At 44.5% G+C, this 14,661-nt stretch carries 11 protein-coding genes and 1 other RNA gene; 4 read left to right on the top strand and 8 right to left on the bottom strand.

Annotated elements, in window-relative coordinates; genetic code table 11:
• Positions 1 to 58: 58 nt before the first annotated feature.
• Positions 59 to 1,384 (bottom strand): isocitrate lyase, encoded by a 1,326-nt coding sequence (gene aceA / locus L5M37_RS09525; RefSeq protein WP_028760720.1) that lies wholly within the window; start codon positions 1,382 to 1,384, stop codon positions 59 to 61.
• 139 nt (positions 1,385 to 1,523) lie between these two features.
• The gene (gene aceB / locus L5M37_RS09520; protein ID WP_263200248.1) at positions 1,524 to 3,173 is read right to left on the bottom strand and encodes a malate synthase A; all 1,650 of its coding nucleotides are present in this window, start codon (positions 3,171 to 3,173) and stop codon (positions 1,524 to 1,526) included.
• An 860-nt stretch (positions 3,174 to 4,033) separates the two neighbouring features.
• On the opposite strand from aceB, the gene L5M37_RS09515 reads away from it, so the two are divergent.
• Positions 4,034 to 6,478, top strand: a complete 2,445-nt coding sequence (locus tag L5M37_RS09515; protein ID WP_263200246.1) for a TonB-dependent receptor — start codon at positions 4,034 to 4,036, stop codon at positions 6,476 to 6,478.
• Between the two features lie 92 nt (positions 6,479 to 6,570).
• Here L5M37_RS09515 and L5M37_RS09510 read toward each other — a convergent pair whose 3' ends face one another.
• The 4 genes from L5M37_RS09510 to L5M37_RS09495 all read right to left on the bottom strand — a co-directional run bounded on the left by L5M37_RS09510 (position 6,571) and on the right by L5M37_RS09495 (position 11,530).
• Positions 6,571 to 8,340 (bottom strand): monovalent cation:proton antiporter-2 (CPA2) family protein, encoded by a 1,770-nt coding sequence (locus tag L5M37_RS09510; RefSeq protein WP_105249794.1) that lies wholly within the window; start codon positions 8,338 to 8,340, stop codon positions 6,571 to 6,573.
• Between the two features lie 330 nt (positions 8,341 to 8,670).
• Entirely contained in the window at positions 8,671 to 10,404 is a 1,734-nt protein-coding gene (locus tag L5M37_RS09505) for a GGDEF domain-containing protein (protein ID WP_263200304.1), read from the bottom strand.
• Positions 10,405 to 10,467: 63 nt separating this feature from the next.
• Positions 10,468 to 10,680, bottom strand: a complete 213-nt coding sequence (locus L5M37_RS09500) for a hypothetical protein (protein WP_105249796.1) — start codon at positions 10,678 to 10,680, stop codon at positions 10,468 to 10,470.
• A 58-nt stretch (positions 10,681 to 10,738) separates the two neighbouring features.
• Positions 10,739 to 11,530, bottom strand: a complete 792-nt coding sequence (locus L5M37_RS09495) for an SAM-dependent methyltransferase (RefSeq protein ID WP_028760726.1) — start codon at positions 11,528 to 11,530, stop codon at positions 10,739 to 10,741.
• Positions 11,531 to 11,958: 428 nt separating this feature from the next.
• Here L5M37_RS09495 and L5M37_RS09490 point away from each other — a divergent pair, with 428 nt between their 5' ends.
• The gene (locus tag L5M37_RS09490; RefSeq protein WP_028760727.1) at positions 11,959 to 12,450 is read left to right on the top strand and encodes an outer membrane protein assembly factor BamE; all 492 of its coding nucleotides are present in this window, start codon (positions 11,959 to 11,961) and stop codon (positions 12,448 to 12,450) included.
• Positions 12,451 to 12,539: 89 nt separating this feature from the next.
• On the opposite strand, the gene L5M37_RS09485 is transcribed toward L5M37_RS09490, so the two are convergent.
• Both L5M37_RS09485 and L5M37_RS09480 read right to left on the bottom strand, forming a co-directional pair.
• Positions 12,540 to 12,872 carry an RnfH family protein gene (locus L5M37_RS09485; protein ID WP_006080834.1) on the bottom strand — a complete coding sequence of 111 codons (333 nt, stop codon included), beginning with the start codon at positions 12,870 to 12,872 and terminating at the stop codon, positions 12,540 to 12,542.
• Positions 12,862 to 13,299 carry a type II toxin-antitoxin system RatA family toxin gene (locus L5M37_RS09480; RefSeq protein ID WP_028760728.1) on the bottom strand — a complete coding sequence of 146 codons (438 nt, stop codon included), beginning with the start codon at positions 13,297 to 13,299 and terminating at the stop codon, positions 12,862 to 12,864. Before L5M37_RS09480 ends, L5M37_RS09485 begins: the two co-directional genes overlap by 11 nt.
• A gap of 278 nt (positions 13,300 to 13,577) precedes the next feature.
• Here L5M37_RS09480 and smpB point away from each other — a divergent pair, with 278 nt between their 5' ends.
• Positions 13,578 to 14,069, top strand: coding sequence for an SsrA-binding protein SmpB (gene smpB, locus L5M37_RS09475; protein WP_006080832.1), 492 nt, complete (start codon positions 13,578 to 13,580; stop codon positions 14,067 to 14,069).
• 71 nt (positions 14,070 to 14,140) lie between these two features.
• Positions 14,141 to 14,496, top strand: a transfer-messenger RNA (tmRNA) gene (ssrA, locus tag L5M37_RS09470).
• Positions 14,497 to 14,661 lie beyond the last annotated feature (165 nt).

Raw genomic sequence — 14,661 nt, 5'->3', positions numbered from 1 at the left:
AAGGCGTGCTAAGGATTGATCCACAATCACAATGGATCATCCTAAGCGCTTCTACTGCTTAAAACTGCTCTTCTTCGGTAGAACCTGTCAGTGCGGTCACTGATGAATGGCCACCTTGAATAACCGTAGTCACTTGGTCGAAATAACCTGTGCCCACTTCCTGTTGATGCGCCACGAAGGTGTAACCTTTCTTCGCTGCTGCAAACTCAACTTCTTGAACTTTCTCGACATAATGCTTCATACCTTCGCCGCGCGCATAGTCGTAAGCGAGGTCGAACATGTTGTACCACATGTTGTGGATGCCGGCTAAAGTGATGAACTGGTACTTGTAGCCCATGTCTGACAATGCTTGTTGGAAGCGCGCGATAGTGGCGTCGTCCAGATTTTTCTTCCAGTTGAACGAAGGCGAACAGTTATAAGCAAGCAGTTGATCTGGGTACTGAGCATGAATCGCTTCAGCAAAAACACGCGCTTCTTCAAGATCCGGTTTAGCGGTTTCACACCAAATCAAATCCGCATAAGGGGCGTAAGCTAGACCGCGAGAAATCGCTTGGTCAAGACCGGCTTTCACACGGTAGAAACCTTCATTGGTGCGCTCGCCAGTCACGAAATCACGATCGTATGGGTCGCAATCTGAAGTTAACAAATCGGCCGCGTTAGCATCGGTACGGGCAATAACCAGCGTATCGACACCGCTCACGTCCGCTGCTAAACGTGCAGCAACCAGCTTTTGTACCGCTTCTTGGGTTGGCACTAATACTTTGCCGCCCATGTGACCACATTTCTTCACTGAAGCTAACTGATCTTCAAAGTGAACACCGGCAGCGCCCGCGTCGATCATCGACTTCATCAGTTCGAAGGCATTTAATACGCCGCCAAAGCCCGCTTCTGCGTCAGCAATAATTGGCAGAAAGTAATCAACAAATTTTTCATCTTCTGGATTAACGCCATTGCCCCACTGAATTTGGTCAGCGCGACGGAATGAGTTATTGATGCGTGACACCACAGCTGGCACTGAGTTAGCTGGATATAAAGATTGATCTGGGTACATAGTGCCGGCTAAGTTAGCATCGGCTGCCACTTGCCAACCTGAAAGGTAAATCGCTTCGATACCCGCTTTCGCCTGTTGTACCGCTTGACCACCCGTTAACGCACCCAATGAATTCACATAGCCTTTTTTAGCGCCACCGTTAACCAATTCCCATAACTTAGCAGCACCGCGCTTAGCGATAGTATTCTCAGGCACGATTGAACCGCGAAGCGCAACCACTTCTTCTGCGGTATAAGGACGACGCACGTGTTTCCAACGTGGGTTTTCTGCCCAATCTCTCTTGATTGCATCAATCTGCTCTTGACGTGAAGTCTGAGTCGTTGCCTTAGTCATAATGTCGCTCCTTTCTCTTTGATGTTGTAGCTATCATGAAACTGCCCCCAGTTTCACTCTGCTAAATTGTTTGGTTGGCGGTAGCCCCGCCACAGCTAAATCTGGTTTACCTAAAACGGTTCAAGCAAATGAGTTCATTCTAAGCTGTCAGCATTTCGTAACCGGGTAAGGTTAAGAAATCGACCAGCTCGTCGGAGGTGGTAATGTCTTCAAGCAACACCGCTGCTTGGGTGAATTTGCCATGGGTGAATCTGTCGCTACCCACTTCTTTTTTCACGTTCGACAGCTCTTCAACCAACATGTCTTTAAAGAGTTGTTTGGTCACTAATTTGCCGTTTGACAGTGACTTACCGTGTTGGATCCATTGCCAAATTGAAGCCCTAGAGATCTCAGCCGTAGCCGCATCTTCCATTAAGCCGTAAATGGGCACACAACCATTGCCGCTGATCCACGCCTCTAAATACTGCAGGGCGATACGAATGTTCAGACGCATCCCTTGTTCAGTGCGCTCACCGTCGCAGGTTTTAAGCAGTTCGCTAGCCAGAATTGGCGCATCGACATCACGGGTAATATGTAATTGATTACAGTGATCTTGGCCTATGTATTCGTTGAAAATCCCCATAGCGGTGTCGGCAAGGCCAGGGTGCGCTACCCAAGTGCCATCGTGGCCGTTACGCGCTTCTAGTTCTTTATCCTTACGCACCCGCTGCAATACGGCTTCGTTCTGAGCAGGATCTTTAGCAGGAATAAAGGCTGCCATGCCGCCCATCGCTAAGGCACCGCGTTTGTGGCAGGTCTTAATCAAGAGTCTTGAATAAGCGCTTAAGAAAGGCGTATCCATAGTGACGGCTTGGCGATCCGGTAAGACTCGGTCGCTATGACGTTTTAATGTTTTGATATAGCTGAAGATGTAATCCCAACGACCACAGTTGAGCGCTACGATATTGGAACGTAATTCATAGAGAATTTCGTCCATTTCGAACACGGCAGGCAAAGTCTCAATCAAGCAAGTACATTTAATCGTGCCCGCTTGCAGACAAAACCGTTCCTCAACAAAAGCAAACACTTTTGCCCACCAGCGCGCTTCAATATGACTTTCTAACTTAGGAATATAAAAATATGGACCACTGCCCTTGGCCAAAAGTTGGCGATAGTTGTGGTAGAAATACAGTGCGAAATCAAACAGTGAGCCAGGAATCGCTTTGCCATTAAACTGCACGTGTTTTTCTTTAAGGTGCAGACCACGAACGCGGCAGATAAGCACTGCAGGATTTGGTCCTAATTTATAGTGCTTACCCGTGTCCGGTGCTGTGTACTCAATATCACCACGCACGGCATCACGTAGATTGATTTGACCTTCGACGACTTTTTCCCAGCTTGGTGCTAGGGAATCTTCAAAGTCGGCCATAAACACTTTGGCGTTGGCGTTGAGTGCGTTAATCACCATTTTACGTTCAACGGGACCTGTGATTTCCACGCGGCGATCGAGTAAGTCATCGGGAATACCGCGAATCTGCCATGCACCATCACGGATAGCGCGGGTTTCAGGCAGAAAGTCAGGTAATGTTCCTTTATCGATACGCGCTTGCTTTTCTTTACGCTTAGCGAGTAAGGCAGGTACTTCGTCGGCAAACTCACGACAAAGGGATTCGAGTAAGGCGACAGCCCCTTCGGTAAAAATGACTTCTTGGCCTGGAATGTCACGCCCCACAATATTCAGCGTGGCGTTTGCTGTAGCTTTACCCAGTGTTGAATTCAATTGCTGTTCACTCAAAGTGTGTTCCGTCATCTTGATGCCCTCCCAAGAGGCTCCACTATCACAGGCTTAACGCTGACATATAAAGCAGTAGCATCCCCAATCACCACTGCTTATAAACTCACCAAAAAACCATCAAATGTTTGTTTCGAACTAAAACTTACCGACAAACGTTTGTATTTGCAACAGTCCAAGATTGACAAAAACATGCATTAACCTAAGTGAAAACCATGCTAAAATTGGTCTGACCAAGTAATAAAATAAACAACAAATAACTGATAAATATACAATTAAACATTTTAATCACATATGACAATTGCAGTTAAATGAAACTTGTCAGACAACTTTACCAATCAATACGCAAAGTAATTAATTACGTAATTAAATAACTAATAGTAAATTTATTATTACATCATTTTTACTCTATTAGACCTAAGTAGAAAATGCTCAATGTTTTGAACTAACCTAGAGGTAAGTCAGATAAATTCATATAAATCATAATGATAAAGACTGTTGCCATTGCCATGAATTAAAACAACCGTTTCATTTTGACGTTTACGTAAACGAAATAAGTGTCATGTGCGATTCAAACTAAGTACCAGGTTGCGTTTCCCGATCAACAAGGTGGGATGTGATGGTTAACTCAAAAAATAAATCACTTTTTTATAAAAAAAATGAAACAAATTTGACATTACAGTGGGATGGAACTTAGACGCGACTTTTTATGAAGCTTTTCTCCTGCGAGAACCCATACCTTACTTCCTCAAATACATGCCTTTTCGTAACACTTATTCGCAGCACTGCACATTTCAACCACGACATCTGAAACATATGTTGCCAACTTAAATGCAAATCATTACTATTCGCGACCTATTTATTTGGGGGAACCATTAATGAAATCATTTCGTTTGTCACTAACTGCACTCGCCTGCCTTTCCGTTTTATCGCAAACTGCATCCGCCGAAGCTAACTCGGTATCAGCAAATACTGAAGCCAACGTTGAGCGCATCACGGTTTATGGCAGACAAAACTCAGTGGTGAAAAATTCAGGGCTAGCGACTAAATCCGACATGTCTCTCATGGAAACACCCGCTGCAGTTGTAATTGTTGACCAAGAACTGATCGAAACCCAAGGTACAGATAATCTGCAAGACTTGATCCGTAACATCAGTGGTGTGACTCAAGCGGGTAATAACTATGGCATCGGTGACAACATAGTCATCCGTGGTTTAGGCGCAAATTACACCTATGACGGTATGTATGGCGGTGCTGGCCTTGGTAACACTTTCAACCCCACGCGCTCTTTAACCAACGTTGAATCCGTAGAAGTATTAAAAGGCCCAGCGACTGGACTCTATGGCATGGGGAGTGCTGGTGGCGTCATCAATTTAATTGAGAAAAAACCGCAATTCGAGTCAAAAAACAAATTTACCGCCGAAGTTGGACAATGGGATACCTACTCCCTTGCTCTGGATAGCACGGGCGGTCTGAGCGATGATGTCGCCTACCGTTTAGTGGCAAAATCCGGCCGCAGTGATGGCTATCGCGATATAGGTACAGACAGAGACGAAATCTATGGCGCCTTAAAATGGGTATTAAGTGATAGCCAAGATGTAATGCTTTCAGGTGCTTACATTAAAGATGCTATCGCCGTTGACTCTATTGGCCACCCGATTCGAATTTACAATGCCGATTCAGTCGGCGGTAAGAGCGCGGGAGAGGTCACTTGGCAGGATTTGATCAACGATCCAAGTGGTAAGGGTCTACAACTGACCGATGCACAGCGTCAGCAGCTAGCGGACTCGTTGTCGGGCGCTGACGGCTTAAGGCCCTATTCGTTTGGTGATGCAGGGCTGATTTCGCCCATGGCGAAGGACAATGAAGGCGAAGAGTTAAGATTTAAACTAACCCATAATATTTACTTCAACGATAATCTGTTTCTTAATCAGCAATTACAGTATCGCGACTACACTTCAGGCTTCGCCCGCCAAACAGGTGCTTATAACTACGTCTACTGGAAACAAGGCAAAAACCCGATCAACACTGATCCCCGCGCGCCTTTAGTTGAAAACGGCGTGCTTTATCCTTTTGCTGCAAGACGTCAGGAATACCGTAAAGTGGATGCCGACGAGACTTCGTGGCAGTACTTTGCCGATTTACGTTATGACTTCCAAATTGGCAATATAGACAATGAATTATTGGTCAATGCCAACTATGAAGACCGTAATATTCGCTTCCAGCAATATTCTATCTACGATGCGGATCAAATCTTTAAAAACAAAGATGGCAAAATCATTTACCAAGGATCTCTGCCTTATATATACGACATCCGCAATCCTAATTGGGGCACAGGTAAATTCGAGGACTATGACCCACTCAAAACCGCTAACTATGACAAAAAAGTCAGCGCTTGGGGCGTAGGCTTACAACATGTCAGTTATCTGCCATACGGCTTTACCACGCGTATTGGTGTTGCCTTTAATGAGATTAAACAAGCCTATGAGCACTTTGGTGTTGATCCACGCTATAGCACTAGCCAATCCCAAGCGACACCAGAAGCCGATACCACAGATAACGGTATGACCTATAACCTAGGGTTAACCTACATGCCGATTGAGGATTTATCATTTTTCATCAACCATTCTAAAGGGCGAACCGCTTACAGTGTACTTGATGCAGTAAAAGATAATGCTACCGACCGAGATGATTCAGAATCAATTAGCAATGATCTAGGTATGCGCTTTAAAGCATTTGAGGATCAATTACTTGGCTCACTGGTATTCTTTAAAAGCTCGCGTACTAATGTCGCCTATAACAACCCTGATTATACCAATGGCATATTAACCCCTAATATTCCCGTGTATTTTTACGATGGCAGCGAAGATACTCAGGGGGTCGAACTCGATCTCAATGCCCACCTGAATGATCAATGGCGCGTTAACCTTAATGGCATGTACCAAGATGCAAGGGATAAGCAAAACCCGAATGACGTCGCAAATTACGACAGCCGTCAAAAAGGTGTGCCTTATGTCACTGCCAGTGCTTGGGTTACCTATGGCGCGGATTGGTTTAGATTATCAAGCCCAATCGAGCTGAGCCTTGGTGCAAAATTTGTCGATGATCGCAGTACGCACTCAAGCTCATTTGGTATTCCAGACGGTTACGTGCCTAGCTATACCGTCGTTGACTCGGCAGTGAGCTACAATGCGGATTCTTGGAAAATCCAGCTGAACATTAATAACCTTTTCAATAAAGACTATTACAGTAAAGCCATGTTCCTCGGAGGTATGCCGGGTGAAGAACGCAACGTCAAACTGCAATACAGCTATAGCTTTTAACACTTAAACATCAGCGTTAAATTTGATGTTGTAAACCAATAAAAAAGAGAGCATTTATGCTCTCTTTTTATATCCAAATCAGAGTGACAACATTAGCTCACATTCTCCCTATCGCCACGCATGAGGGATTCCAACTCTGCCTTACCCTTATTCGATAAATTGATTAACGTCGCTAAATCATTTTGATGAGCCGCACTCGCAATCACCAGTTTCTTATCATGTTCAGCAAAGATTTTTACCCGCTCGTTGGCTTGTACCTGCGATAAACCTAGGCCTTGGAGAATCTTCTCACTGGCCGATAGCGCCGAACCAAAGGTCTCACGAAACACATCCGTCACCCCAAGGCTCATCAAACGATAAGCATGGTTACGGTCCCTCGCCCGCGCGACTATGTTGATATGGGGAAAATGCGTTTTCACTTGCTGAGCAATTTCAATGGAATCCTCAACACTGTCAACGGCCAACAATAATAAACGCGAGCGCGCGATCCCCGCCGACATCAACATGTCTAAGCGTCTGGCATCACCAAAATACACTTCACCACCGTATTTACGAATAACATCCACATGACTCGCATCCTTATCCAAGGCGACAAAAGGGATACCTGATGAGGCCAAAATACGCCCCGTGATCTGGCCTACTCGACCAAATCCAGCAATCACCACTTCAGATTCGGTGACATTAATCGTATCTGGCAGACGAGTATCCACCACTTTGGCTTTAGTTGCTCGGAACAAAGTAAACAATAGAGGCGTTACTGCCATAGACAAACCAATAGCAAGCACAAGGACTTGCGCAATTTTATCGCCGACAATACCAGATAGCTGCGCCTGAGATAAAAGCACAAAGGCAAATTCGCCCCCTTCAGCAAGGATCAAACCTAGTGCAATACTAGGCCGCCATTTGTGGTGCCGAATGCGACCCAACACCATAAGCACAAAGGTTTTAATCAGCAACATAGCCATTAAAATACCCAGAATAAGTAACGGATCAGATATCAATAATTTCAAATCCATACTCATACCGACAGCCATAAAAAACAGCCCAAGCAATAAGCCTTTAAAAGGTTCTATGTCAGTTTCGAGCTGGTGCCGATAACTTGAGTTAGCGAGCATAATACCCGCCAAAAATGCCCCCATGCCCGCAGAAAGTCCCAACCACTCCATTAACTCAGCGCTACCCATGACCAGCAATAATGCAAAAGCGGTGAGCACTTCACGCACCCCACTGCTTGCCACTAGTTTAAGGAATTTAGGCAATAAATATTTCCCCACTAACACAAAACCAACGAGCGCAAGACACGTCCAGTACCAAGGCACCGCATGATGTTCAATCTGAGCAGAATTGGGCGCCAAATATGCTGTCAGCAGCAACATAGGGATAACCGCAAGATCTTGCATTAACAAGACCCCAAAAGCATCACGTCCAAGTGGGGTTGTGAGCAACCTATGCTCACTCATTAACTGCACGGCGAAGGCTGTCGATGATAAAGATAGCGCGGCACCAACCACTAAAGCCGCCTCAATAGACAAGCCAAAGCCCCAAGCCAAACCTCCAATCGCAGCCCATGACAACAACAGCTGACCACTGCCTAAACCAAAGATAGCACTGCGAAGTTCCCATAATTTACTTGGATTCAATTCGAGTCCAAGTACAAACAGCATAAGTACCACACCTAACTCGGCAAAATGCAACACGGCTGCAGGATCAGAAACCAACGCCATACCACCTGGGCCTAAAATAATCCCTGCGGCCAAATAGGAAAGAATAGGACCCGCGCCAAAACGTTTACCCAAGGGAACAAAAATAACCGCCGCCAATAAAAATAGCAGCACCGACGTGAGTAAACTCGACTGTTCCATGAAGGCTCCAACGGAAAAAGGAATGCGCATTGTTCTATGTAAGGACCCAGCAATAGCTAGGCAATTATCAGCTATGATATCCCATTTATTTATTAACAAGGTCAAGGCAATTCATTAAAAATAAGAAATTTTTGATACGGAAAACACTTAAGCGTAGGGGAAATCAACTGGAGTAACAAAGCAGAGTAAAAGTACGCTTAAAGACACCTTAGACTGTTATTGCATTTTAGTGAGTGGTTGCAAAATAAAAAACGAGCAATAACTAAGGAAGGATAAAACCAGTAAGGGCTTGCCAACTCTGGATGAGACTAAATGCTCACTCGACTTACATTACACAGAGGGCGATGTGATATGACGCCGTAAATCAGTCGCCTGCTTGTTACATTTTAATATGTCAGAATAGCGTACTACGGTGTTGCGGCCATTGGCCTTAGCGGCATAGAGCGCCATGTCGGCTCGGTGGAATAATGGATCCAAACTCAGATCATCAGCCATTAAACCGCTCACGCCAAAACTCGCCGTTATGACGAACTTATGCCCTGAATGTTGGGTATCAATGGCCTCGATACGAGCTCGACATTGCTCCGCCACTTCCATGCCTTTCGCTTCATCGGCATAGGGTAATAAAATTGCAAACTCCTCACCGCCGATACGAGCAAAAACATCACCATTTCGGATATGGGATTTAAGGGAGTCAACCACCTTTTTAAGCGCCCAATCGCCAGTTCCATGACCAAAAGAATCGTTGATGCGTTTGAAGAAATCTAAATCAAACAAAATGACACAGAAATCCCCGCTACGAGCCGTAGCTTGCACAAAAAGGTTTTCTCCCAACTCTTGCCCTGCACCACGATTCAATATGCCTGTTAAGGCATCCATTCTCGCCATACGCATAAACTTACGTTTCTGCATCTGACCTACGGCTAACAAAATCCCAAGGAAGAACAGCCCACCCACTAAAATAGTGATAAACATCAGCATATTGGTGTATTCCCGCTCTTTTACCATTTGCTGAGCGATGTAAAGTTCACGCTCTTTATTGAGTAAGTTGATTTCACGCGCCTGTTCATCGGCATTAAACTTAGCCGCCTGATAAGCGAGAGTTTTCATTCTAGATTGGTCAAAAATCAATTGATTATAATATTGTTCTTTTCTTTTGTATTCATAGGCTTGCTCAAATTGTTTATCTGCCGCCATCAGTTCGGCAAATACCTTATATGCAATATGCTTATGTTCGATGTAGCTATTATCATCGAGAAATGAAAGCACTTTAACGGCGTGACTTTTCGCTTGAACCTGCTCACCCATGGCAAAGTAATTCTCGGCAAGTAGTGCATGTACATGGCTAATTTCTAACTGAAATTGAAAAGCTTCATACCCTTTTAAAGCTAATAGCAGAATCGCTCTCGCGCCTAAAAAGTCGCCCCGCTCCTGCAAAACCATAGCTTTGCCTTTCATCGACATAGTCGCCAGAAGGGGGAATTGCTTCGCATCACAGTATTGACGGCTATCTTCGAAGGCATCGAAGGCGTCGGGATTTTTCACGCCGAGTAAATAAATAGCGCGCAACAATTTGGCATGACAAATATCGCGGACATCGGTTTCCTTTGCGAGTTGTAGCACTTTATTGGCATAAAGGCCCATATCGCTATAAGCATCCATTTCGGAATAAATATTGGCAATTCTTAAATATGAGTGCCGTTTAATCGTGACATCATCAATATTCACCACTAGGGCTAATGCTTGAGCGACTGCAGCCAAGGCTTTGTCATAGTCACGTATCCCTATATATACAGTGGCTTTGTAACTATAAACTGACGCTAATAAATCAGTATTTGTCACTAAGGTTTCGGCTTGGTGAAGATCATCTAACGCTTTAGTATATTCACCGATGAAAAAATAACCTATCGCTCTATCTATCCTCAGTCGTCCTTGTTGTATTGTAGTTAAACGACTGAATTCTTTCTCATATTCGGCAAGTTTTTTCTGCGCAGCACTAAGATCAGATTGCAGTAATACATCAAGCTCATTGAGTGCCTGATCAAAATAGAGAGAGTTAGCCATCAAAGCTGTCGAACACAAGGCGAAGATGGCTAATAGGGCACAACGTAACCGTTTCAAGATGAGTTAATTATTACCATGATTGACTAAAACAAATGTTTGATAATTTTGGTCGCCACTCAAAACTTTTAGTTTTGTCATATCCCCTGTCATTACAGCGCTAATTTCTTCATCAGTTAACCCATGGGCGCGCATTACGGCCTCCGGGTCCTGTTGATACGCTTCCATCAGTTGTGCATCTTGACCTAACTGGGTAAAAAAATCCGATAATGCAGACATACCTTTCCTTATTTATATGATGACTCCCGAATTCAGCTCAGAAGTACAGCACTCACAATTAGCCTAAATCTTCAGGTCTAATGCCTAATTTAGTTAAAATAGCATAGTTGTATTCGAGTTTTTTTGCTGGCGGGATCAGTAAAGTACTGATCGGAGACAAGTTTGCCTCGGGCAGCTTACTCAACGGCAAATACTCAATTCTAGGGGCTTGAACTGGCAGATTAGCAGCTTCGTAGATCACCACTTGATGATCTCGCGGATACCATTGATTCAGTTGTTCAACCAAAATCTGCAGCCTGTCACTCGTAGTATGAAACTGAGTTAAGGTATGTTCACCAGCAATCGCAATTTGCCATAACAATAAATGGGTTGTCGGATCGGGCACATGATTAAAAAACATAAACTGGCTAGCTTCAAAGCTTTGATGCCCAGAGCTGCCGGGGTCAATACCCAGATCAGCCCATAAACACGCCTCGGCCGAAATCCCCGGCTCCATCTTCGCTGAAAACCCTTCTGCCCTCGCCCGCGTAATCGCCATATGGGAAACACAGGCAAAGACTCCAGGATGACCATAGAGTGCACAAACGGTTTTTTTGCCAGCCCTCACCGCCTCCAATATAGAATTAACCATTTGTTCATAGGTTTCTCGGCGATTTTTAACTTCACCATTTTGTGCATAAAACGGCTGTAAATTGATGACATTGGGATTAATGTTCTGGATCCAACGCTGCGAAAAACCATCGGGCAAGAGTGAAAACACGACATCAGCGTGCTCAATATAACTACGACTCATCACACTGATCTGTCCGGCCAGTTGTAAACCCGTACCTACGCAAACTAAAGAACCCAATGCATCTATCCCACTATTTTATTTCGAAGACTGCAAACTCACGGTAAAAAGCCACAGAACAAGAACACAATAAAAACATATCGGTAACTTTAATCTGATTTTAATGAGATTACTATGTTTATCGCCACACATACTGTCTATCGACTTGCTAACTAATTGTTTGGCTTTAAAGAAGAAATAGCTCACATTTACTCTTTTCCCAATCCAGCCAACAGTAAACCTGTACGGCTCTGAAGCCTAAAATCATACTCATAGTCCCATATGAATTCAGCGAATAAATATCCTTAAAGATTGAGAACTAAAGCCGACATACTGGGTCGAAAAGTCACACAATTCGATCTATGACGGTTGCAAAGCCCGATTGCCCTTGTCATGAGGGGGAATGCTTGGGTATTATGGCCGCCAGATTTTCAGAAGTAGCGCATACAATGATCAATAAAAAGCAAAGTCTTACTCTACTGGGCGCTGTGGCGCTCTCTGTTTCGCTCAGTGCCTGTAGCGTGTTCGATTGGTTGATTTATAAGCCCGACATTCCACAGGGCAACTACATGGAACCGCAACAAGTTGAAAAGTTGCGCATTGACATGACCAAAGAACAAGCCGAATACATTCTCGGCCGTCCGGTATTACGAGATAGTTTTGCTGACGATACTTGGTACTATGTGTATCACTACAAGAGTGGGCGTGATGCCAGCATTACGCATAAAGAACTCATACTGCACTTTACGGGCGATAAACTTACCTCAGTGAAAGGCGATTATGAACTGAGCAAAGAATTTAGTACGCCGCTAGAGCAAAGCAGCTTACCAACAGGTAATAAAACTGAGCTAGTGCCACAAATTCCAGCACAGCGCGCCGATGAAAAGCCATTAGTTAAAGAAAATCAAGCTGAAGCGCAAGTTCAAAAACCAATTAAGTAATATCCTAAACTTTGCTTATGCTCTTCTCAGCCAATCAAATACAAAAAAGCGCCCAAGGGCGCTTTTTTATTGAGCAATGATGTCAGTATTTAAGCCCGTCCGCCCGTCACTTTATTCGCGCGGCCTTCATCTTTAGCTTTATCTGCTCGGCGACGACGCACATCCTTAGGATCAGCAATCAAAGGACGATAAATCTCAACCCTTTGCCCCGGCAAAATCACTTGGTCATGTTTAACCACATTACTAAACACACCAAGCTTAACCGTGTCTAAATCGATCTCAGGAAAAAAGCTTACGATGTTACTTAAACGCACCACCTCAATCGCCGACGTGCCGGGATTCACATTCACCGAAATCACTTTTTGCTGTGTAGGCAAGGCGTAAACCACATCAACTACAAACTTATCTGTCTCATTTGTCACTGTAAATCACCTTAGCGCGACTCGTAAATGCCGTCACCATTGATACCATAAGATCATTAAACACTTTACCAAAGGCCATATCGGCTAACGAACTTGAAAACTCAAAACTCAGCTCGAATTCTACCTTGCAGGCCTCTTCAGTCAGCTCAGTAAAACGCCACTGCCCCAATAAATGCTTAAAGGGCCCATTTTCCAATGTTAAATCAATACTCTTACCAGGAACCACTTGGTTGCGAGTCGTAAATGTCTTACGGATCCCCGCTTTACTCACATCAACAGATGCCAGCATAGTCTTGCCATCAAATTCTAAGACTTTGCCACCCACACAACCGGGTAAAAACTCCTTATACGACTCGACATCATTCACTAAGTCATACATTTGCATCGCACTAAAACGGACTAACACACTTCTAGAAATTTGCGGCATAGGACTTAGTACTCTTCACTAACGTATTCACAGCGACCTAAGCAAACTCAAACGCACGAAAAGAACACACGTGCAATAAACAACTTAGGCCAGCAATCAAAATTTGCACGGATTTTATCACGATACGTAAAAAACGCACCCCTTGTGCACTTAAGCTGATACTCAACACCCTAATCACGTTCAAAAAAACAGCAACAACACGATAGAGGCTTGAAATTAACTAAATAAACCCTTATATCAATACCAAATTGATTCACCGTGCGTATAATGGCGCCACTATGGTAAAGAAAAATTCAAGCAAAGCCGCGCCTGCGACTATCGCACGTAATAAGCGCGCAACCTTCGAATACCGTTTCGAAGAGAAAATGGAAGCTGGCCTATCCCTAATGGGATGGGAAGTTAAATCTATCCGTATGGGTAAGGTCAACTTGTCCGACTGTTACGTATTCCTGAAAAATGGCGAAGCCTTTATGCATGGCTGCACCATTATTCCCTTGAATACGGCATCGACACACGTTGTCTGCGATCCCCTGCGCTTGAAAAAGCTGCTACTCAGCCGTAAAGAGCTCGATAAACTGGCTGGCTTAGTCGAGCGTCAAGGCTACTCCATCATTCCTATTTCTATGTACTGGCGTAAAGGTGCATGGGTGAAAGTGGAGATTGGCTTAGGTAAAGGTAAGAAAGATCACGATAAGCGCGAAGATACTAAAGCGCGTGAATGGGAAGTTGAAAAAGCCCGCGTGATGAAAAAAGAAAAAACGCACGGATAATGAACAAACGATTGAACTTGAAGCAAATGATGCTAGGTGATCATTGTGCTACGGGTTACAATCAAATTCTTGGGGGCGATTCTGGATTCGACAGGATTCACGAAACCCTGGGAGCATGCCGAGGGGCGGTTGGCCTCGTAAAAAGCCGCACAGTTATAGTTGCAAACGACGATAACTACGCTCTAGCAGCTTAGGCTAGCTAGCCATCTGACACAGGTCTCTCAAATGGGCGGTGTATACAGATGGTCATCTTACATTTGATAGCGAGGGAACTCCGTCCGGGGGTGAACCGCGAAATAGTACCGGACTCGCCCGATGAAATCCTGTCTTTCGGAGTTTATTCGGGTTAATTAAAAGAGAGACTAAGCATGTAGTGCCTTGGATGTAGGTGTTCTGGACGCGGGTTCAAGTCCCGCCGCCTCCACCAATTTTACCAGAAGGGCTTAACCGCAAGGTTAAGCCCTTTTTGTTTGGGTGTTCAAATGATTGCTAACGATTCAAATGCGGCGGCGGGAACTGAACTGGCGTCGATAAATGAATTATGTCACCACTTGATCTAATCTCTATTAGATTCAGCCATTCAGACGCCGCA

Source organism: Shewanella sp. SM69, assembly GCF_025653985.1.
Classification (GTDB): domain Bacteria; phylum Pseudomonadota; class Gammaproteobacteria; order Enterobacterales; family Shewanellaceae; genus Shewanella; species Shewanella oncorhynchi.
This window is presented reverse-complemented; position numbering and strand designations above follow the sequence as displayed.

What these genes read in the sequence shown, in the direction of transcription:
- L5M37_RS09490 (WP_028760727.1), top strand. Translation starts at nt 11,959, where the DNA reads ATGATCAATAAAAAGCAAAGTCTTACTCTACTGGGCGCTGTGGCGCTC.
- L5M37_RS09510 (WP_105249794.1), bottom strand. Translation starts at nt 8,340, where the DNA reads ATGGAACAGTCGAGTTTACTCACGTCGGTGCTGCTATTTTTATTGGCG.
- L5M37_RS09505 (WP_263200304.1), bottom strand. Translation starts at nt 10,404, where the DNA reads ATGGCTAACTCTCTCTATTTTGATCAGGCACTCAATGAGCTTGATGTA.
- aceA (WP_028760720.1), bottom strand. Translation starts at nt 1,384, where the DNA reads ATGACTAAGGCAACGACTCAGACTTCACGTCAAGAGCAGATTGATGCA.
- L5M37_RS09480 (WP_028760728.1), bottom strand. Translation starts at nt 13,299, where the DNA reads ATGCCGCAAATTTCTAGAAGTGTGTTAGTCCGTTTTAGTGCGATGCAA.
- L5M37_RS09515 (WP_263200246.1), top strand. Translation starts at nt 4,034, where the DNA reads ATGAAATCATTTCGTTTGTCACTAACTGCACTCGCCTGCCTTTCCGTT.
- L5M37_RS09500 (WP_105249796.1), bottom strand. Translation starts at nt 10,680, where the DNA reads ATGTCTGCATTATCGGATTTTTTTACCCAGTTAGGTCAAGATGCACAA.
- smpB (WP_006080832.1), top strand. Translation starts at nt 13,578, where the DNA reads ATGGTAAAGAAAAATTCAAGCAAAGCCGCGCCTGCGACTATCGCACGT.
- aceB (WP_263200248.1), bottom strand. Translation starts at nt 3,173, where the DNA reads ATGACGGAACACACTTTGAGTGAACAGCAATTGAATTCAACACTGGGT.